Here is a 19,937-nt window from a genome sequence, read left to right on the forward strand (position 1 = left end):
TTGCCCTGCGCATCCGCCGACGCACCCGTGTCGTACGACCGCCGGTCCGCACCCGCACCCGCCATGTCAACTCCCCTCCGTCTGATTCCTGTTGCAGGCCCGGTCGTCAGCGGAACCGTGCCGCGTCGAAGTTGGCCGCCGCCATCTGCTGGCGCGCGTTGTCGCCCTGCTCCTGGTCACCCGTGCCGAACGCGCTGTCCATGCCGGACTGACCGCCCAGGATCGCCGACAGCGAGGAGTTCAGCTCACTGGCGATCTGGTCCGCCCGCGCCTTGAACTGGTCGAACATCGCCCGGCCCGTGCCGTTGAACTTCCCCTCCAACGGCTGCGCCGCCTGCACCAGTTGGCGCACCAGCGACCCCAGGTCGTCCGACGAACCCCGCGTGTCCCGCACCAGGTTCGACAGCGTCTGTGCACCCATGTCGAACTTCACGTCCGAACTCCCTCCGTTCAGTGCCCTGTTATCTCTATCAGCGCCGCGTTCCCCGCCGTGCTCCGGGGCCCCGACTCTCACGGAGGTGTTACAAAGCCACGCCGGTCGCGGCTCACCGCTCCGTCACCGTGCCGCTGCCGCCGTCGGCCCCTCCCGGCAGATCAGCAGCAGGGCCCGGTCGTCGTTGACGTCCTTGGCGACGGCCTCGATGAGGTGCCAGGCGGCGCCGTGGAAGCCGCCGGCGACGTAGCGGTCGGCCTCGCCGGTGAGGCGGTCGATGCCCTCGGCGATGTCGCGGTCGGCGGTCTCGACGAGGCCGTCGGTGAAGAGCATCAGGACGTCGCCGGGGCGCAGGGTGCCCTTGACGGGGTCGAACTGGGCGCCGTCGTAGACGCCGAGGAGGGGCCCCTCGGCGGTCTTCTGCTCCCAGCGGCCGCTGCCGGCGCTGAGCTGGAGCCCGGGCGGGTGGCCGGCGGAGTACAGCTCGTAGTCGCCGGAGTCGAGGTCGAGCACGAGGTGGATGGAGGTGGCGAAGCCCTCTTCCCACTCCTGGCGGAGCAGGTAGCCGTTGGCGGCCGGCAGGAAGGCGTGCGGGGGCAGGCTGCCGAGGAGGCCGCCGAAGGCGCCGGAGAGGAGCAGGGCGCGCGAGCCGGCGTCCATGCCCTTGCCGGAGACGTCCGTGAGGACGACCTCCAGGGTGCGGCCGCCGTTGGTGCGGGCGGCGACGACGAAGTCGCCGGAGAAGGACTGGCCGCCGGCCGGGCGCAGCGCCATCTCGCGGTGCCAGCCCTCGGGGAGGCTGGGCAGCTTGCTCTGGACGCGGATGCGTTCGCGCAGGTCGAAGAGCATGGTGCCGCCGCGCCGCCAGGGCACGCCGACACGGCTGCGGAACTGGGCGAGCAGGAGGCCGAAGAAGCCGGAGGCGGCGACGACGAGGACCACGCCGGGTGTGACGCGGGAGGGGCCCTCGGTGTAGGGGCCGAGGCGGACCGACTCGACGATCAGCGCGGTGGCCGCGGCCGCGTACAGGCCGAGCAGGCTCGCCGGGCGCAGCAGCAGGCCGCCGACGACGATGGGCAGGATCAGGGCGGCCGGGGAGCACCACACCGGGTTGGCGAGGGTCACCGCCGCGATCAGCGGGACGGTCAGCAGCAGGCCGGTCAGGGCGACCCAGTCGGAGGCGTCGCCGCGGAAGTAGTCGACCGCGGTCCGGCGCACGCCGGTGCGGGCCCGGTGCCACTGTCTCTTCAACCGGGCCGTGAGCGTCTCTGTCTCCGAGCGCCGCTCGCGTCGCTGCTGTCCTGCTGTCATTGGTTCGGGACCCTATCCATCGGACCGGTCGCTTGGCACGGGAGGTCCCACTTGTCCCCCGCCCGGGCCCGACTCCTCTGGTATTCAGTGAACTTGACGCGCGGCCGGAACGCTGCCACCCCGCGGTAAATTGCACGAACCTCTCGCTTCGGCGGGGCCCGGCGGCGGGGGAAATTCGATGGCTCGTCCCGCATTGCCCTGGTAGGCATGGCCCATGGGGACTGACGGTACGACCGGCACGGCGAGCGGCACGGCGACCGGCGCGGTGACGGGCGGAATGACGGGCGCGGTGACGGGCGCGGTGACAGGGTCCGGGGCGCGGCTGCGGGTGCTGCGGCCAGAGGAGTGGGACGCCTTCTACGACACCCTGGTGCGGGCCTTCGGCGGCGTCGTCGCGCCGGAGGAACGGGAGCTGGACCGTTCCCTCACCGAGTTCGGGCGCTTCCTCGGCGCCTGGGACGGGGACGCCTGCGTGGGTACGGCGGGGGCGTTCACCTTCCGTGTGACCGTGCCCGGGGGCGCGTCGGTGCCGGCGGCCGGCGTGAGCATGGTCAGCGTGGCGGCCACGCACCGGCGGCGCGGGCTGCTGACGGCGATGATGCGGCGCCAGTTGGACGACGTGCGCTCCTGGGGCGAGCCGCTGGCGGTCCTCACCGCCTCCGAGCCCGGCATCTACGGCCGGTTCGGTTACGGCGCGGCCACCTCCTGGCTGGGCGCCGACATCGACACCGGCCGGATCGCGCTCGACGTGCCGGCCGGCACGGACGGCGTACGGCTGCGCTACGCGGCGCCCGCCGACGTGCTGGAGGAGTGCGAGGCGGTGTACGCGCGGCTGGTGCCCCGGCGCCCGGGCATGCCGGCCCGGCGGCCCGGCTGGGCGCGGGCGCAGATCTTCGACCCGGAGAGCGAGCGGGACGGGGCCTCCCCGCTGCAGTGCGTGGTCGCCGAGCGGGACGGCGAGGTCACCGGATACGCGCGCTTCCACGTGAAGCTGGGCTGGAACGACGACGGACACGACGGCACGGTGGTCCTGAAGGCCCTGGACGCGCTGGACCCGGTGACGGAGGCGGCGCTGTGGCGGTTCCTGTTCTCTATCGACCTCACCTCGACGCTCACCGTGCGCAGGCGGCCCGTCGGCGACGCCTGGCAGTACCTGGTCTCCGACATACGGCGCTGCCGGGTGCGGCTGCGGGACGCGTTGTTCGTACGGCTCGTGGACGTGGGGGCGGCGCTCGCGGCGCGGACGTATCGGGCGCCGGTGGACGTCGTGTTCGAGGTGGCCGACCCCTTCTGCCCGTGGAACGCGGGGCGTTGGCGGCTCACCGGGGACGCGAAGGGGGCGTCCTGCGAGCGGACCGGGGACGCGGCCGACCTCGTGCTGTCGGTGCGGGAGCTGGGGGCGGCGTACCTGGGCGGCGTGTCCCTGACGGCCCTGGCCGCCGCCGGGCGGGTGGCGGAGGTGCGGGCGGGCGCGCTGGCGGAGGCGTCGGTGGCGTTCGGGTCCGAGGTGGCGCCGTGGCTGCCGCACGGGTTCTGAGGCAGAGGGTTCCGAGACCGGGGGTTCCGAGACCGGGGTTCCGAGGCCGGGGTTCCGAGGCCGGGGGTTCCGAGGCCGCGGCGGGGGTGACCGCCCGGGCGGTGTTCCGCCGGTGCCTCCCGCGTCGGCGTTTTCCTTCGCCGGCGCCTCTGTTGCCGGTGCCTCTCCGCCTCTCCCGTCCGCGCTTCTCCCGTCGGCGCCTCTCCCGTCCGTGCTTCTCCCGTCGGCGCCTCTCCCGTCCGCGCTTCTCCCGTCGGCGCCTTCCAGGTCAGTGTTTCTGGCAGGTGGGGCACCAGAAGAGGTTGCGGGCGGCGAGGCCGGCCGTGCGGATGCCGGTGCCGCAGACGTGGCAGGGCCGGTCGGCCCGGCGGTAGACGTACACCTCGCCGCCGTGGTCGTCGACGCGGGGCGGGCGGCCCATCGCCTCCGGGGTGTGCTCGGGGCGGACGGTGTCGATGCGGTTGGCGCGCACGCCCGCGCGCATCAGCTCCACCAGGTCCGTCCAGAGCGCGTCCCACTCGGCGGGGGTGATGTCCCGGCCGGGCCGGTAGGGGTCGATGCGGTGCCGGAAGAGGACCTCGGCGCGGTAGACGTTGCCGACGCCGGCGACGACCTTCTGGTCCATGAGGAGGGCGGCGATCGGTATACGGCTGCGGCGGATGCGGGCGTAGGCCGCCGCCGGGTCGGCGTCCGGGCGCAGCGGGTCCGGGCCGAGGCGGGCGTGCAGGGCGTCCTTCTCGGCGTCCGTGATCAGGGCGCAGGTGGTCGGGCCGCGCAGGTCGGCGTAGGAGGTGTCGTCGGCCAGGCGGAGCCGGACGGTGTCCGTGGGCGGGGGCGCGGGGGCGTCGCCGAAGGCGACCTTGCCGAAGAGGCCGAGGTGGATGTGGATCCAGTCGCCGGGCCGGAAGCCGAGGAAGAGGTGTTTGCCGTGGGCGTCGGTGGTGTGCAGCGTCGTGCCGTCGAGCAGGGCGGCGGCGTCGGAGAACTTGCCCTGGGGGCTGCTGACGCGGACGGCCGAGCCGGTGAAGCGGGCGTACTCCCGCGCCAGGCGGTGGATGGTGTGCCCTTCCGGCACGGTGGCTGGTTCCTTTCGTGCACGTGCGTGCGCGGCCCGGCGCGGGCGGCGCCGGGCCGCGGGAGGGCCGGCGGCCTCAGTCTCCCTGCGGGTGGTGCGCCGGGATCGGCGGCAGCTCCCCGTCCGTCTCGTACGCGGACAGCATGCCGATGCGCCGCACGTGCCGCTCGTCGCCCGAGAACGGCGTGTTGAGGAAGACCTCGACGAACTTGGTGGCCTCCTCCGTGGTGTGCATGCGCGCGCCCACGGCGACGACGTTGGCGTTGTTGTGCTGGCGGCCGAGGGCGGCGGTCTCCTCGCTCCAGGCGAGGGCGGCGCGTACGCCCTTGACCTTGTTGGCGGCGATCTGCTCGCCGTTGCCGGAACCGCCGATGACGATGCCGAGGGAGTCGGGGTCGGCGGCGGTGCGTTCGGCGGCGCGGAGGCAGAAGGGCGGGTAGTCGTCCTGGGCGTCGTAGATGTGGGGGCCGCAGTCGACGGGGTCGTGACCCGCCGCCTTCAGCCACTCGACGAGGTGGTTCTTCAGTTCGAAGCCGGCATGGTCGGAGCCGAGGTACACGCGCATGGCTCCGAGTGTGACACGCGTCCTTCCCGCCCGTCGTCGCGGGTCGACGGGCCGTCATAACCCCGGTGACCTCCCATTTCGCCGCAACCCGGTCGGGAATGTGACGAAGCTAACATGAGCGATCAAGAAAACGTCGCGTAACGATACGGATTCAGAGGTTCCGGAATCCGTACACCTTGGATTCACTGGACCGGCTCGTACCCCCGTGTACGAGACACCCCGTACCCGAAGAGGGCCGAAGTCGCACAACGGCGTGCTCCCGCGGTACGGAAGGACAGCTACCCGGCGCAAAGGAAACCCGTTTCATGACGTCGCAGCCGACCCAGTCGAAGGCCGCACCCGGCCCCGGCGGCCACGGAAACCCCGGCGGATCCGGACTCAAGGCCGGGCTCAAGAACCGCCACCTGTCGATGATCGCCATCGGCGGCGTGATCGGTGCGGGCCTGTTCGTCGGTTCCAGCTCCGGCATCAACGCGGCCGGCCCCGGCATCCTTTTGTCGTACGCCCTCGTCGGCGCCCTCGTCGTGCTCGTGATGCGCATGCTCGGCGAGATGTCCGCCGCCAACCCGACCTCCGGGTCGTTCTCCGCGCACGCCGACCGCGCCCTCGGCCCCTGGGCCGGGTTCACGATCGGCTGGCTGTACTGGTTCTTCTGGGTGGTCGTCCTCGCCGTGGAGGCCACCGCCGGCGCCAAGATCCTCAACGGCTGGGTCCCGGCCGTTCCCCAGTGGGGATGGGCGCTGATCGTCATGATCGTGCTGACCGCGACCAACCTGGTCTCGGTCGGCTCCTACGGCGAGTTCGAGTTCTGGTTCGCCGGCATCAAGGTCGTCGCGATCGCCGCGTTCATCGTCATCGGCGGCCTCGCGGTCTTCGGCGTGCTGCCCGGCGTGCACAGCGACAAGGCGGGGCTGGGCAACCTCACCGCCCACGGCGGCTTCCTGCCGCACGGCCCCGGCGCCATCCTCACCGGCGTGCTGCTGGTCGTGTTCTCCTTCATGGGCAGCGAGATCGTCACGCTCGCCGCCGGCGAGTCCGCCAACCCGCAGCAGGCGGTGACCAAGGCGACCAACAGCGTGATCTGGCGGATCGCCGTCTTCTACCTCGGCTCGATCCTCGTCGTCGTCTCCCTGCTGCCCTGGAACGACAAGTCGATCACCGAGAAGGGCTCCTACGTCGCCGCCCTGGACTCCCTCGGCATCCCGAACGCCGGGCAGATCATGAACGTGATCATCCTGACGTCGGTGCTGTCCTGCCTGAACTCCGGGCTCTACACCGCCTCCCGCATGGCCTTCTCGCTCGGCGAGCGCGGGGACGCGCCCAAGGCGTTCGCGCGGACCACGGCCAGCGGTGTGCCGCGGACGGCGATCCTCGCCTCGGTGGTCTTCGGCTTCGTCGCCGTGTTCTTCAACTACAAGTTCCCGGACACCATCTTCCTCTTCCTGGTCAACTCCTCCGGCGCCGTCGCCCTGTTCGTGTGGCTGGTGATCTGCTTCTCCCAGCTGCGCATGCGGCGGATCATCCAGCGCGAGGCGCCCGAGAAGCTCCTCGTGAAGATGTGGCTGTACCCGTACCTGACCTGGGCGACGGCCGCGCTGATCGTCCTGGTGCTCGGATACATGCTCACCGACACCGAGCACGACGGCCGGGAGACCGTGCTGCTGTCGCTGCTGGTCGCGGCGGTCGTGCTGGCCATCGCCTTCGTGAAGGAGAAGGTCCGCGGCGGGCGGGCGCAGTCGGCCCCGGCCGTGGAGTCGCAGGCCGCGGCGGACGAGGTCGCCGCACGCTGACCGTCCCGGTCCTCGCATCGCTGTGAGGGAGTCCCGCGCCGCGCGGGGCTCCCTCACGCATGTCGCGGCACGGGCCGGGCCAAGCCGGGCCGGCCATCAGGCTGCGGTCGCGGAAAACATGACGGCCGGTGTCAGGTGACGGCGCCGGTCCGGGCCCCGTGAACGGCACGAGGACCTCCGGCGCGGACCCCTCCCGCAGGACTCCCCCGGCTTCCCCCTGCTCCGCCCCGGCAGCGCCGGGTACGCCGGTGAACTCGCCGGCTTCCGGACCGGATTCGGCCGGAGGCCGGGTGTCGTGGTGCCCGCCCGGCAGGCGCGTGACGTACACCGGCGCCGACGGCGCGGAACTCGTCGCGCCGTTGCGCTCGCTGGGGCCGGTGCTCCCCGACTCGCTGCGCGTGATGCCGTACGCCGAGAGCCACACCATCCACAGCGACCCGGACGTCCCGCACGCCTACTACGGCGACAGCGCGGTCCTGCGCGACCTGGACACCGGGGCGGCCGCCGAACTGCCGGTACGCGCCGGGCCGGACGCGGGCACGAGGTGCGTCGTGCGGGTCAACCACCTGGGCGGGGCGCCGGCCCGGTGGCCCGCCCCGAACGCGGTTCCTGGCTCCCCCACTACTGCCCGAACGGCGTGGGGGTACCCCCAGCCGGGCGGTTCCTGGTGCGGCTGCTCGCCGTGGGCGGCCGGGACACGGCCCGCGCGGTGGTCGGCCCGGCCCTCGCCCTGCTCGCCCCGATGCCGCCCGGGCGGTCGCCGAACTTCACCTTCGGCGCCGGGGACCGCGGCGAGCGGCGGTACGAGGCTGTACGAGCTGTACGAGCCGTACGAGGCGGTACGAGCCGGAGACGGCGCATACGAGCCGGAGACGACGAAGAGGCTCGCCGGGCTGAAGGCCGCGTACGGCCCGGCGAACCTCTTGTGCGGGAATTACTGATGACGTTTTCAGCGCTTGACGAGCCGCCAGGCGGTGGGCAGCAGGCCCATCGCCAGGGCCGCCTTCAGCGCGTCGCCGATCAGGAACGGGGTGAGGCCGGCGGCGATCGCCTGGGAGGCGGTCATGCCGGTGGCGAGGGCCAGGTACGGCACGCCGACGGCGTAGATGACCGCCTCGCCCAGCAGCATCGCGCCCGCCGTGCGCCAGGCCGAGCGGTCGGCGCCGCGCCGGGCCAGGGCGCCCACCAGGGCGGAGGCGAGCAGCATGCCGAGGATGTAGCCGAAGGACGGGGCGCCGGCGCCGGAGCCGCCGTCGGCGAACCACGGCACGCCGGCGACGCCGGCCAGCGCGTACAGGGCCAGGGAGAGGAAGCCGCGGCCGGTGCCGAGCGCGGTGCCGACCAGCAGCGCGGCGAAGGTCTGCCCGGTCACCGGCACCGGCGAGCCCGGCACCGGCACGGAGAGCTGCGCGGCCAGACCGGTCAGCACGGCGCCGCCGACGACGAGGGCGGCGTCGCGGACGCGGGCACCGCCCTGCTCGAGCGGAGCCGAGAGCTTGGGGGCCGGAAGGAGGTCGGCGAGGACCTGCCCGGGACGGGCGGCGGGGGCGGCGGTGCTCATGGGGACTCCCCGGGGTGGTGTCGGCAGAGTGGGACACGGTGACGCTATACCGGCGCCCGAGTTCCGATCACCGTCGGCGCTCGACAAAGGACGGAACGGGGCCTTCGTGTCCTTCGCACAAAGGGCGGTCAGTACACCTGACGGGGCGTGACGCCGGTCACGGAGGTGGCGTGGGCACTGCCACGCGGAGCGGCCGTGCGGCATCTGTAGGGTTTCGCCAAACGGGTCGCGCCCGGTCCGCGGAGTCCTTCCCCGGGAGGGGGAGCCCCGCCGGCCGCGCCGCCCGTAACCGGAGTTTCACCCTCCGTATGCCCGTCGTCCGCATCGTGGGCGGTTTCCCCGCGCCTGCGGGGCGACCGCCCAGACTGTGGGCGCTTTTACCCGCTGCCGTACTGGACGAACTCGCATCATGCCCAGCACCAACGTCAAGGCTCCGCCCCAGCCGGACGCCGCCCTCTCCCACGGCCTGAAGCAGCGCCACCTGTCGATGATCGCGCTGGGCGGGGTCATCGGCGCCGGCCTGTTCGTCGGCTCCGGGGCGGGTATCGCCGCCGCCGGCCCGTCGATCGTCCTCGCCTACGCCCTCTCCGGTGTCCTGGTGATGCTGGTGATGCGGATGCTGGGCGAGATGTCGGCCGCGTACCCGTCGTCGGGCTCCTTCTCCGCGCACGCCGAGCGGGCGATCGGCCCGTGGGCGGGCTTCACCGCGGGCTGGTCGTTCTGGGTGCTGCTGTGCACGGCGGTCGGCCTGGAGGGCATCGGCGCCGCGAAGATCGTCACCGGCTGGCTGCCGGGCACCCCCGAGTGGGTGTGGGTGGCGCTGTTCATGGTGGTCTTCTGCGGCGCGAACCTGGCCGCGGTGCGCAACTTCGGCGAGTTCGAGTTCTGGTTCGCCGCGCTCAAGGTCGGGGCGATCACCCTGTTCCTGGTACTGGGCGTGCTGGCGGTCGCGGGCGTGCTGCCCGGCACCGACTCCCCCGGCACCAGCCACCTGACCGACTTCCTGCCCCACGGCGGCCAGGGCCTGGTCGTCGGGCTGCTCGCCTCCGTCTTCGCCTACGGCGGCCTGGAGACCGTCACCATCGCCGCGGCCGAGTCCGAGAACCCGGTGCAGGGCGTGGCGCGCGCGGTCCGCACGGCGATGTGGCGCATCGCCGTGTTCTACATCGGCTCCATGGCCGTCGTCGTCACCCTCGTGCCGTGGAACGCGCCCGAGGTCGTCACCCGCGGCCCGTACGTGGCCGCCCTGGACCGCCTCGGCATCCCCGGCGCCGGTCAGTTGATGAACGTCGTGGTCCTGGTGGCGCTGCTGAGCGCCATGAACGCCAACATCTACGGCTCCTCGCGCATCGCGTACTCGCTCGTGGAGCGCGGGCACGGCCCGAAGGCACTGGGCCGGGTGTCCGGCGGGGTGCCGCGGCGCGCGGTGCTGGCCTCGTGCGTCTTCGGCTTCCTGTGCGTGGTGCTGAGCTACTGGCGGCCCGACGACGTCTTCCCCTGGCTGCTGAACATGATCGGCGCCGTCATCCTCGTCGTGTGGATCATCATCGCCGTCTCCCAGCTCCGCCTGCGCCGCCGCCTGGAGCGCGAGGCGCCCGAGCGGCTGACGGTGCGGATGCGGGCGTACCCGTACCTCACCTGGGTGGCGCTGGCCGGCATGGCGGGCGTCCTGGTCCTCATGGCGCGGCAGCCGGAGACGCGGGTGCAGCTCTACTCGACCGGCGGGATGACGCTGGTCCTGGCGGCGGCCGGCCTCCTGTGGCAGCGGGCGCGCGGCAGGAGCTGACCCCGGCCGGCACGCGAAGGGCCTCCGCGCACATCGGTGCGCGGAGGCCCTTCGCGTTTCCGTCGTGCGACTGTTGCCCCCGACGAGCCGCATGCTGATAACTTGCACCTGCAAGTCAGTTGCAATAAGAGGCCCGAGGGGACCCGCATGCCCGTCTACACGCTGCCCGACCTGCCGTACGACTACGCCGCGCTGGCTCCCGTGATCAGCCCCGAGATCATCGAGCTGCACCACGACAAGCACCACGCGGCGTACGTCAAGGGCGCCAACGACACGCTGGAGCAACTGGCCGAGGCGCGGGACAAGGAGCAGTGGGGGGCCATCAACGGCCTGGAGAAGGACCTCGCCTTCCACCTCTCCGGCCACATCCTGCACTCCATCTACTGGACCAACATGTCCGGCGACGGCGGCGGCGAGCCGGACGAGAAGGACAGGGTCGGCGAGCTCGCCGAGGCCATCCGGGAGTCGTTCGGCTCCTTCGCCGCCTTCAAGGCGCAGTTGTCCAGGGCCGCCGCCACCACTCAGGGCTCCGGCTGGGGCGTCCTGGCGTACGAGCCGCTCAGCGGGCGCCTGATCGTCGAGCAGGTCTACGACCACCAGGGCAACGTCGGCCAGGGCTCGACGCCGATCCTGGTCTTCGACGCCTGGGAGCACGCCTTCTACCTGCAGTACCGGAACCAGAAGGCCGACTTCGTCGAGGCGATGTGGCAGGTCGTCAACTGGCAGGACGTGGCCCGGCGTTACGAGGACGCCACGTCCCGCGGCAACGCGCTGCTGCTCGCGCCGTAACGGCGCCCCCGCCCGTCCTGCCTCGTGATCGTCTTCTCACCCGTCACGCGGGCAGGGCCGCAGGGAGCGGGGCGGTCCCGCGCGGACGGATGCGCGGGACCGCCCCGCTCACGTACCGGGCACGTCGAGGGGCACGCCGGGGAACACGCCGACGGGCACGTTGAGGGAGAGCAGGGACGCGGTGTCCCCGTCGAGGCGCAGTTCGGTGAGGTCCGCGTTGCGCAGGCGCGGGAAGACGCGGCGGTAGTCGCCGAGCGGGATCGACAGCAGCCGGCACAGCACCAGGCGCAGCAGGGTGTTGTGCGCGACGACCAGAACCCGTGCGCCGGGGTGCGCGCCGGCGACGCGGCGCAGGGCGGCCGCCCCGCGCTCGGCGGCGGCCCGGGGATCCTCCGCGCCGGGGAAGGGATGCGCCACCGGATCGGCCCGGAACGCCGCCGCCCGCTCCGGCTCCTCGGCCGCGAACTCGGCCAGCGTCCGCCCCTCCACCACCCCGAAGTCGCACTCCCGCAGGTCCGGTTCGCGCCGCGGGACGAGCCCGAGGGCCCGGCAGGCCGGCTCGGCGGTCGCCACGGCCCGGGACAGCGGGGACGTCCAGACCGCGGCCACGGGGTGGGCGGCCGCCCACCGCCCCAGCGCCTCGGCCTGGGCCCGCCCGGTGCCGGTGAGCGCGACGTCGCTGACTCCGGCGTAGCGGTTCTCGGCGTGCCAGATGGTCTGCCCGTGCCGGGCGAGGAACAAGGTGGTGGCCATGGACGGCAGTATCCCCACCTGAGCCGGACCGGACCGGGCCGGGCCGGACCGTGCCGGACCAGGCCGGGCCGGACCGTGCCGGACCAGGCCGTGCCGGACCAGGCCGGGCGTTCTATCCACCCGCCCGGCGCAGGGCGTGCCGCGCGAGCGCCTCCGGCAGCCAGCCGCGCCCCCGCAGCTCACGCACGAGGCGGGCGTACGGCTCCAGGAACCGGGCGCTGTGCCCGGACCGCGGCTCGACGACCGTGCGGAGGCGCACCATGGCGCCGGCCGCCTCCGCCAGGGTCGGCGCCGCTCCCGTCGCGTACGCCGCCAGCACCGCCATGCCCAGCGCCGCCTCCGTCCGCTCGGGGACGCGGGCGGGGCGGCCGAGGACGTCGGCGCGCAGCTGGTTCCAGTAGGCGCTGCGGGCGCCGCCGCCGGTGAAGGTGAGGGGCCCGTCGAGGGGGGCGCCGAGGAGGTCGAGGCAGTCCAGGCAGAGGCGCTCGGCGAAGGCGACGCCCTGCAGCAGCGCGGCCCACTCCTCGGCGTCCCCGGCGGGCTCGCCGAGCAGGAACGCGGTGGCGTCCGGCGCCAGGAACGGGAAGCGCTCGCCCCGCGACACCAGCGGATAGGCCAGCGCCCCGGACGGCTCGTACGCCGCCGCCCGCCGGTCCATCTCCCCCGGGTCGGCGTCCGGGAACCGGGCGGCCAGCGCCCCCGCGCCCACCCCCGACGCGCCGCCCGGCAGCCACCTGCCGTCCGGCGCGCGGTGGTGGTAGAGCACGCCGGACGCATCCCGCACGGGCTCGCGGGCGACGCCCTTGAGGACCAGCGTGGTGCCCAGCACCGAGTTCCAGGCGCCCTCGGTGAGCGTGCCGGAGGCGAGCTGCGCGGCGCAGCCGTCGGTCATCCCGGCGACGACGGGCGTGCCGGCGGGGACGCCGGTGGCCTCGGCGGCGGCCGGGCAGACCTCCCCGAGCCGCGTGCCGGGGCGCACCACCTCGGGCAGCGCGTGCTCCGGCACGCCCAGCGCGTCGGGCCACGCCTCGCGCTCCACGTCGTAGGCGGTCTTCAGGGCGTGGCTGGAGTCGGCCGGCACCCGGCGGCCCACCAGCCGGGCGGTGATCACGTCCGGCTGGTGGGTGATCCGGCCCTCCCCGTACGCCCGGTACGCCCGCAGCAGCCACCGCGCCTTCGGCAGCGCCCAGGTGTCCTGCACCGCGAGCCCGGCCGCCCGCGCCCGCGCCGCCTCACCGGCCGCGCGGGCGTCGTCGTACATGAGCGCCGGGGTGAGCGGCCGGCCGGCGCGGTCGGTCAGCAGCACGGTCCCCGAGGTGCCGCACACCGCCAGTCCCCCGATGCGCGCCCGCACCCCCCGCACGGCCGTCCGGGCCGCCGCGCACACCGCCGTCCACCACTCCCGCGGGTCCTGCTCGTGCCGCTCCCCCGCGCGCCGCCCGGCCAGCGGGGCCGAGCCGGCGCCGAGCACCGTGCCGTCCGCGGTGACCAGCAGCGCACGCGCGCCCTGCGTGCCGAGGTCGATTCCCAGCCACGCCTCACCCTCATCGGCCATTCGGGCCCTTCCTCTCCCACGCGGTGTGCACGAGCGGTTACGCGGAACGCCGGCAGAGCACATCATGTCCGTGAAACGGAGGTGCCCATGAGCGAACCCGTGCGGGTGGTGGCCGCCGGCGACCACTTCGTCCTGCCGGGCCTGATCGCGCAGGCGGTCGGCAAGGAACTCTCCGACGAACGCCCCCACGAAACCCGCGAGGTGATGCTCGGCTGGCCGCTGGAGCCGTTCGGCCCGGTCGCCGAGGTGGCGGAGGCGAGCGACGCCGAGGACGAACTGATCGAGGCACTGGCGGGGGCGCAGGTGCTGGTCACCCAGATGGGCCCGGTCACCGAACGTGTCCTGGACGCCTGCCCCGGCCTGAAGCTCGTCGTCGTCTGCCGGGGCGGCCCGGTCAACGTCAACCTCGACGCCGCCAAGCGGCGCGACGTCCGCGTCTGCTACGCGCCCGGCCGCAACGCCGCCGCCACCGCCGAGTTCACCCTCGGCCTGATGCTGGCCGTGCTGCGCCGCATCCCCCAGGCCCACGAGCTCCTCGCCCGGCGGCGCGGCTGGGAGGGCGCCGCGTACTACACCTACGAGCACAGCGGAGTGGAGCTGGAGGACCTGCCCGTCGGACTGGTCGGCCACGGCGCGGTCGGCAGCCGGGTGGCGCGGGTGCTGTGCGCGTTCGGGGCGCAGGTGATGGTGTACGACCCGTACGTGCGCGGCGAGGTGCACGGACTGCGCCTGGGCTCGCTCGACGAGCTGCTGCGCCGCTCCCGCGTCGTCACCCTGCACGCCCGGCTGACCGCGCAGACCCGGGGCCTGATCGGGGCGCGCGAGCTGGCGCTGCTGCCGCAGGGCGCGGTGCTGGTGAACGCGGCGCGCGGAGCGCTGGTGGACGAGGCCGCGCTGTGCGCCGCGCTGGGAAGCGGGCACCTGGCGGGGGCCGCGCTCGACACCTACGCGCACGAGCCGCCGCCGCCCGACTCGCCGCTGTTCGCCCACGCCGACCGGCTGGTCCTCACCCCGCACCTGGGCGGCGCCAGCCGCGCGGTCGCCGAGAAGGCGGCCCGTATCGCGGCCGAGGAGGTGGGCCGCTGGGTGCGCGGCGAGCCGCTCGCGCACTGCCTGACCTGAGCCCCGGGCCCGGGACGGGCCCCGAGCCGGAGGAGCCGCATGTACGTCGGGATCGATGTGGGCACGTCCGTGGTGAAGGCCGCCGCGTTCGACGTCGGCGGGCGGCAGCTCGCCGTCGAGGCCCGCCCGGTGGGCCTCGCCCTGGACGGCGGGCGGGCCGAGCAGGACATGGACGAGGTGTACGGCGCGGTCGTCGCCGTGCTCGACGCGCTCACCGCGCGCGTGCCGGAGCCGGTGGAGCTGGCCGGGCTGACCGGGCAGGGCGACGGGGTGTGGCTGGTCGACGCGGCCGGGCGGCCGGTGCGGCGGGCGCTGTCCTGGATGGACGGCCGGGCGCACGCGCTGGTCGGCCAGTGGCTGGCGGACGGCACCTTCGAGGCGGTGTTCCGGCGCACCGGCAGCGCCCTGTTCCCCGGCTGCCCGGGGCCGCTGCTGGCCTGGCTCGACCGGCACGAGCCGGCCGCGCTCGACGCCGCGGCGAGTGCCCTGTACTGCAAGGACATGGTGTTCCAGCGGCTGACGGGGGTGCGGGCGACGGACGTGTCGGACGCGTCGATGCCGTTCCTCGACCCGCGCACCCGCACGTACGACAACCGGGTCGTGGAGCTCCTCGGCCTCACCCACCGCCGCCGCCTGCTGCCGCCGGTCAGCGACCCGGCGGCGGTGGCGAAGACCCGCGGCGAGGGCCTGCCCGCCGGGACGCCGATCGCCGACGGCCCCTACGACCTGCCCGCCTGCGCGCTGGGCGCCGGGGTCACCGCGCCCGGCGACGGGCTGCTGATCGTCGGCACCTGCCTGGCGAGCCTGGTCGCCACCACCGAGCTGGACCTCACCGGGGAGCCGGCCGGGCTGTACATCTCCACCGACCGCCCCGGCCACTGGCTGCGCGCCATGCCCGCGATGGTCGGCACGGCCGCGCTGGACTGGGTGCTCAAAACGACGGGCGTGCCCCTCGCGGACGTCGACGGGCTGCTGGCCCAAACGCCGCCCGGCGCGCACGGGGTGCGCGTCCTGCCGTACTTCGCGTCCTCCGGGGAGCGCGCCCCGTTCGTGGAGCCGCGGCTGCGCGCCGAGCTGACCGGCGTGTCCCTGGAGACGACCCCCGCCGACCTGGTCCGCGCCACCTGCGAGGGCATCGGCCACGCCGCCCGGCACTGCCTGCGGGCCGCGGGCCTGACCGGCTCCCTCGCGGTGTGCGGCGGCGGCACCCGCAGCCCCGCCTGGATGCGCCTGCTCGCCGACGTCCTCGGCCGCCCGCTGCGCATCGTCGAGGGCGAGGTCGGCGCGCGCGGCGCGGTCCTGGCGGCGGCCGGCCGGCACGGCGTGGACCTCGACGCGGCCGCCTGGACCCGGCCGGCGGCGATCGTCGAGCCGGACCCGGCGCGGGCGGCGTACTACGCCGGGGAACACGAGGAACACCTGCGGCGGCTGGGGGAGGCGCGGGAGCGGGTGCGGGGGTGAACCGCGGGCGGGCGCGGGCGGGTCCCCGGCGGGCGACGCGGCGGGACCGATTCCGGGCTGCCGCCCGCCCACCGCCGGCGCCTACGCTGCCCACACACCGCCGGTGCCCACGCTGCCCACCACGCCGCCGGTGCCCACGCTGCCCACCACGCCGCCGGCGCCTACGCTGTTCCCACACCGCCGGCGCCCGCACCGGCCGGGTCGCGGCGCGGCCCGCGCGGCCACCGCGGTCCGTCCACGCGGTCCGTCCACGCGGTCCGTCCACGCGGTCCGTCCACGCGGTCCGTCCACGCGGTCCGTCCACGCGGTCCGTCCACGAGGAGGCGCTCATGGCGCACGTACGGTGTCCGAGTCCCACCTGCCACGACACGTTGCAGGACTTCCGGGACCTGCGGGGCGAGGCGGAGATCGCCGCGGCCGAGGCGGCCCTGCGCCCGGTGCTGGGGGACGCGTTCTTCGCCCCGACGGCGTACCACCGCTGCCAGGGCGACGGCTGCCGCCGGGTGCAGAAGAAGACCAACTGGCGCGTCGGCGCCTACCTGCCGCCGGAGTTCTGACGGCGCCCCCGCCGGCGGGTGCCGCCCGCGCGTCTCACAGGTTGCTGAAGTCCGGCCCCTTGACGCGGGTCCTCTTGATCTCGTAGAAGCCCGGCACCGACGCCACCGCGAGGGTGCCGTCCCACAGGCGGGCGGCCTCCTCGCCCTTGGGGGCGGGGGTGACGACCGGGCCGAAGAAGGCGACCTCCTGCCCGTCGGGGCCGGGGACGGCGATGACGGGGGTGCCCACGTCCTGGCCGACCTTGTCGATGCCCTCCTTGTGGGAGGCGCGCAGCTCGGCCTCGAACTCGAAGTCCTCCTGCTCGGCGTAGTCGATGAGGCCGGCGGGCAGGCCGACGTCGGCGAGGGCGCCGGCGATGGCCTCCAGGGTGGGGCCCTCGCCGTTGTTGTGGATGCGGGTGCCGAGCGCGGTGTACAGCGGGCCGAGGACGTCGTCGCCGTGCTTCCGCCAGGCCGCGGTGACCACGCGCACCGGCTGCCAGGCCTTGGTGGCGAGCATCTCCCGGTACTCCGCGGGCAGCTCGTCCAGCTTGTTCTCGTTGAGCACCGCCAGGCTCATCACGTGCCAGCGGACCTCGATGTCGCGGAGCTTCTCCACCTCGAGCACCCACCGGGACGTCATCCACGCCCACGGGCACAGCGGGTCGAACCAGAAGTCGACGGGGGTCTTGGCGGAGGCGGACGCGCTCTCGGACATGGTTCTCCCTCAAGGGTGCGGAACGGCGGCTGAAAACTTTCCCTCGACGGCAACACACCCGGTCGCCGCACCATTCCCCGCGGTGATTCCCGCGGTGATTCCCACGGTGATTCCCGCGGGGAATGGTGCGGTGATTCCCCGCTGTGCCGCATCGGGGGCTCGTGGCAGGATCGGTGCTGTTCAGCCGTACTCGTGACGCCCGAGGGAGTCTGCCCGTGCCCGGTGAGAACCTGTCCCGCGACGAGGCCCGGGAGCGGGCCGCCCTGCTGTCCGTCGACGGCTACGAGGTGTTCCTCGACGTGCGGTCCGCGGTGGGCGACTCGCCCGGGGGTGAGGACGCCGGGGCCGGCCCGCGCACGTTCCGCTCGGTGACCACGATCCGCTTCCGCTGCGCCGAGCCGGGCGCCGGGACCTTCGCCGACCTGATCGCGCCGCGCGTCACCGCGGTCTCCCTCAACGGCCGCGACCTGGACCCGGGCGAGGTGTTCGACGGCTCCCGCATCCAGCTCGAGGACCTGGCCGCCGAGAACGAGCTGGTGGTGGACGCGCAGTGCGCCTACTCCCGCACCGGTGAGGGCCTGCACCGCTTCGTCGACCCGCAGGACGGCGAGGTCTACCTCTACACGCAGTACGAGCCGGCCGACGCCCGCCGTGTCTTCGCCACCTTCGAGCAGCCCGATCTGAAGGCGCCGTTCCGTTTCGAGGTGCGGGCGCCGGAGGGCTGGACGGTGTGGAGCAACGGCACCGGCGAACTGCACGACGGGGTGTGGCGGTTCGCGGAGACCAAGCCGATCTCGACGTACATCACGTGCGTGGTCGCCGGCCCGTACCACTACGTGACCGACACCTACGAGCGCGAGCTGCCCGACGGCACCCGGCTGCGCATCCCGCTCGGCGCGCTGTGCCGCAAGGGGCTGGCGCCGCACTTCGACGCCGAGGACGTCTTCCTGATCACCAAGCAGGGCCTGGACTTCTTCCACGACCGCTTCGACTACCCGTACCCGTTCGGCAAGTACGACCAGGCGTTCGTGCCCGAGTACAACCTGGGCGCGATGGAGAACCCGGGCCTGGTGACCTTCCGCGAGGAGTACATCTTCCGCGGGAAGGTGACCCAGGCCTCCTACGAGAGCCGGGCCAACGTGATCCTGCACGAGATGGCGCACATGTGGTTCGGCGACCTGGTCACCATGGAGTGGTGGGACGACCTGTGGCTGAAGGAGTCCTTCGCCGACTTCATGGGCGCCTTCGCGCTGGTCGGCGCCACCCGCTTCACGGGCGGCTGGATCACCTTCGCCAACCGCCGCAAGGCGTGGGCCTACCGCGCCGACCAGCTGCCCTCCACGCACCCGATCACCGCCGACATCCGCGACCTGCAGGACGCCAAGCTCAACTTCGACGGCATCACCTACGCCAAGGGCGCCTCGGTGCTCAAGCAGCTGGTGGCCTACGCCGGGCAGGAGGCGTTCCTGGAAGGCGCCCGCCGGTACTTCAAGCGCCACGCCTACGGCAACACGCGCCTGGGCGACCTGCTGTCGGTGCTGGAGGAGACCAGCGGCCGGGACATGACGGCCTGGGCGCGCGCCTGGCTGCAGACCGCCGGGGTCAACTCCCTCACCCCGCAGGTGCTGCTGGGCGAGGACGGCCGCGTCGCGGAGCTGGCGGTGCTGCAGGAGGCGCCCGAGGCGCACCCCGAGCTGCGCCCGCACCGGGTCGCGGTGGGCCTGTACCGGCGCACGCGGGACGGGGCGCTGGAGCGGTACGCGCGCGCCGAGACGGACGTGGCGGGCGCGCGCACGGTGGTGGCCGAACTGGCCGGGGCCGAGGCGCCGGAGCTGGTGCTGGTCAACGACGAGGACCTGACGTACTGCAAGACCCGCTTCGACGACACGTCCCTGGCGACCCTGCGCGCGGGCCTGGGCGACCTGACCGACCCGCTGGCCCGCGCCCTGTGCTGGTCGGCGGTGTGGAACCTGACCCGGGACGCGCTGCTGCCCGCGCGGGACTTCGTGGACCTGGTGCTGCGGTTCGCGGGGCGGGAGTCGGAGATCGGCGTGCTGCAGATGGTGCACGCCTGGGCCGAGTCGGCGCTCGTGCACTACGCGGCGCCCCAGTGGCGCGAGACGGGGGCGCGGCTGCTCGCCGAGGGCGCGCTGCGCGAGCTGCGGGCGGCGGCGCCGGGCAGCGAGCACCAGCTCGCGTGGGCGCGGTTCTTCGCGCGCACGGCCGTGAGCGAGGAGGACTTCGCGCTGCTGCGGGGCCTGCTGGACGGCACGGAGTCGGTGGACGGCCTGGACGTCGACCAGGAGCTGCGGTGGGTGTTCCTGGAGCCGCTGGCCGCGCACGGGGTCGCGGACGAGAAGGCGCTGGCCGAGGAGCTGGCCCGGGACGACACCGCCTCCGGCCGGCGCCACCAGGTGCGCTGCCTGGCCGCCCGGCCGCTGCCCGAGGTCAAGGCGCAGGCGTGGGCGCAGGTGGTGGAGTCCGACGCGCTGTCCAACGCCCTGGTGGAGGCGACCATCGCGGGCTTCGCGCAGCCCGCGCAGCGGGAGCTGCTCGCGCCGTACACGGAGAAGTACTTCGCGGCCATCGAGCGGGTGTGGGCCGAGCGGTCCATCCAGATCGGCATGGACGTGGTCCGGGGCCTGTTCCCGTCCCTGCAGTCCACGCCCGAGACGCTGGCGGCGGCGGACGCCTGGCTGGAGTCGCACCGGGACGCGGCCCCGGCGCTGCGCCGCCTGGTCCTGGAGGCCCGGGACGACCTGGCGCGGGCACTGCGGGGGCAGGCGTGCGACGCGGGCGCGCGGGGGTGACGGGGCGGGCGTGCGACGCGGGTGCGCGGGGATGACGGGGCAGGCGTGCGACGCGGGTGCGCAGGGGTGACGGGGCAGGCGTGCGACGCGGGCGCGCAGGGGTGACGGGGCAGGCGTGCGACGCGGGCGCGCGGG

17 protein-coding genes are annotated in these 19,937 nt (G+C 74.1%); 9 read left to right on the forward strand and 8 right to left on the reverse strand.

Annotated elements, in window-relative coordinates:
- Window positions 1–106: 106 nt before the first annotated feature.
- Both IE225_RS07020 and IE225_RS07025 read right to left on the reverse strand, forming a co-directional pair.
- Window positions 107–433, reverse strand: a complete 327-nt coding sequence (locus IE225_RS07020) for a hypothetical protein (protein WP_190056484.1) — start codon at window positions 431–433, stop codon at window positions 107–109.
- A 123-nt stretch (window positions 434–556) separates the two neighbouring features.
- Window positions 557–1,744, reverse strand: coding sequence for a PP2C family protein-serine/threonine phosphatase (locus IE225_RS07025; protein ID WP_190056485.1), 1,188 nt, complete (start codon window positions 1,742–1,744; stop codon window positions 557–559).
- Window positions 1,745–2,021: 277 nt separating this feature from the next.
- Here IE225_RS07025 and IE225_RS07030 point away from each other — a divergent pair, with 277 nt between their 5' ends.
- Window positions 2,022–3,281 (forward strand): GNAT family N-acetyltransferase, encoded by a 1,260-nt coding sequence (locus IE225_RS07030; RefSeq protein WP_190056824.1) that lies wholly within the window; start codon window positions 2,022–2,024, stop codon window positions 3,279–3,281.
- A 268-nt stretch (window positions 3,282–3,549) separates the two neighbouring features.
- Here the strand turns inward: IE225_RS07030 and IE225_RS07035 are convergent, their stop codons facing one another.
- Both IE225_RS07035 and IE225_RS07040 read right to left on the reverse strand, forming a co-directional pair.
- Window positions 3,550–4,356 (reverse strand): Fpg/Nei family DNA glycosylase, encoded by an 807-nt coding sequence (locus IE225_RS07035; RefSeq protein WP_190056486.1) that lies wholly within the window; start codon window positions 4,354–4,356, stop codon window positions 3,550–3,552.
- A 76-nt stretch (window positions 4,357–4,432) separates the two neighbouring features.
- Complete coding sequence (locus IE225_RS07040; RefSeq protein WP_190056487.1) at window positions 4,433–4,921, reverse strand: ribose-5-phosphate isomerase; 489 nt, start codon at window positions 4,919–4,921, stop codon at window positions 4,433–4,435.
- 305 nt (window positions 4,922–5,226) lie between these two features.
- Here IE225_RS07040 and IE225_RS07045 point away from each other — a divergent pair, with 305 nt between their 5' ends.
- Together IE225_RS07045 and IE225_RS07050 are read left to right on the forward strand one after the other, a co-directional pair.
- On the forward strand, window positions 5,227–6,711 hold the full coding sequence (locus tag IE225_RS07045; RefSeq protein ID WP_190056488.1) for an amino acid permease: 1,485 nt from the start codon (window positions 5,227–5,229) through the stop codon (window positions 6,709–6,711).
- Window positions 6,712–7,028: 317 nt separating this feature from the next.
- The gene (locus IE225_RS07050) at window positions 7,029–7,652 is read left to right on the forward strand and encodes a hypothetical protein (RefSeq protein WP_190056489.1); all 624 of its coding nucleotides are present in this window, start codon (window positions 7,029–7,031) and stop codon (window positions 7,650–7,652) included.
- Window positions 7,653–7,660: 8 nt separating this feature from the next.
- Here IE225_RS07050 and IE225_RS07055 read toward each other — a convergent pair whose 3' ends face one another.
- Window positions 7,661–8,272 (reverse strand): biotin transporter BioY, encoded by a 612-nt coding sequence (locus IE225_RS07055; protein ID WP_190056490.1) that lies wholly within the window; start codon window positions 8,270–8,272, stop codon window positions 7,661–7,663.
- 409 nt (window positions 8,273–8,681) lie between these two features.
- On the opposite strand from IE225_RS07055, the gene IE225_RS07060 reads away from it, so the two are divergent.
- Together IE225_RS07060 and IE225_RS07065 are read left to right on the forward strand one after the other, a co-directional pair.
- Window positions 8,682–10,058, forward strand: a complete 1,377-nt coding sequence (locus IE225_RS07060) for an amino acid permease (protein WP_190056491.1) — start codon at window positions 8,682–8,684, stop codon at window positions 10,056–10,058.
- 147 nt (window positions 10,059–10,205) lie between these two features.
- Window positions 10,206–10,847: a superoxide dismutase gene (locus tag IE225_RS07065; protein ID WP_190056492.1), complete on the forward strand. Its 642-nt coding sequence runs from the start codon at window positions 10,206–10,208 to the stop codon at window positions 10,845–10,847.
- 108 nt (window positions 10,848–10,955) lie between these two features.
- On the opposite strand, the gene IE225_RS07070 is transcribed toward IE225_RS07065, so the two are convergent.
- Window positions 10,956–11,600, reverse strand: a complete 645-nt coding sequence (locus tag IE225_RS07070; protein ID WP_190056493.1) for a histidine phosphatase family protein — start codon at window positions 11,598–11,600, stop codon at window positions 10,956–10,958.
- A gap of 112 nt (window positions 11,601–11,712) precedes the next feature.
- Window positions 11,713–13,155: an FGGY-family carbohydrate kinase gene (locus tag IE225_RS07075; protein WP_190056494.1), complete on the reverse strand. Its 1,443-nt coding sequence runs from the start codon at window positions 13,153–13,155 to the stop codon at window positions 11,713–11,715.
- 87 nt (window positions 13,156–13,242) lie between these two features.
- Between IE225_RS07075 and IE225_RS07080 the strand changes: the two genes are divergently transcribed.
- From IE225_RS07080 to IE225_RS07090, 3 genes are all read left to right on the forward strand, one after another.
- A complete protein-coding gene (locus IE225_RS07080; RefSeq protein ID WP_190056495.1) occupies window positions 13,243–14,277 on the forward strand; it encodes a 2-hydroxyacid dehydrogenase in 1,035 nt (344 codons plus the stop codon).
- A gap of 39 nt (window positions 14,278–14,316) precedes the next feature.
- A complete protein-coding gene (locus IE225_RS07085; RefSeq protein WP_190056496.1) occupies window positions 14,317–15,738 on the forward strand; it encodes an FGGY-family carbohydrate kinase in 1,422 nt (473 codons plus the stop codon).
- 329 nt (window positions 15,739–16,067) lie between these two features.
- Entirely contained in the window at window positions 16,068–16,295 is a 228-nt protein-coding gene (locus IE225_RS07090; protein ID WP_190056497.1) for a hypothetical protein, read from the forward strand.
- 34 nt (window positions 16,296–16,329) lie between these two features.
- Here IE225_RS07090 and IE225_RS07095 read toward each other — a convergent pair whose 3' ends face one another.
- The gene (locus tag IE225_RS07095; protein ID WP_190056498.1) at window positions 16,330–16,992 is read right to left on the reverse strand and encodes a mycothiol-dependent nitroreductase Rv2466c family protein; all 663 of its coding nucleotides are present in this window, start codon (window positions 16,990–16,992) and stop codon (window positions 16,330–16,332) included.
- A 215-nt stretch (window positions 16,993–17,207) separates the two neighbouring features.
- Between IE225_RS07095 and pepN the strand changes: the two genes are divergently transcribed.
- Window positions 17,208–19,802, forward strand: coding sequence for an aminopeptidase N (gene pepN, locus IE225_RS07100; protein WP_190056499.1), 2,595 nt, complete (start codon window positions 17,208–17,210; stop codon window positions 19,800–19,802).
- Window positions 19,803–19,937: the final 135 nt, after the last annotated feature.

The organism is Streptomyces echinoruber (genome assembly GCF_014651135.1).
Lineage (GTDB): Bacteria > Actinomycetota > Actinomycetes > Streptomycetales > Streptomycetaceae > Streptomyces > Streptomyces echinoruber.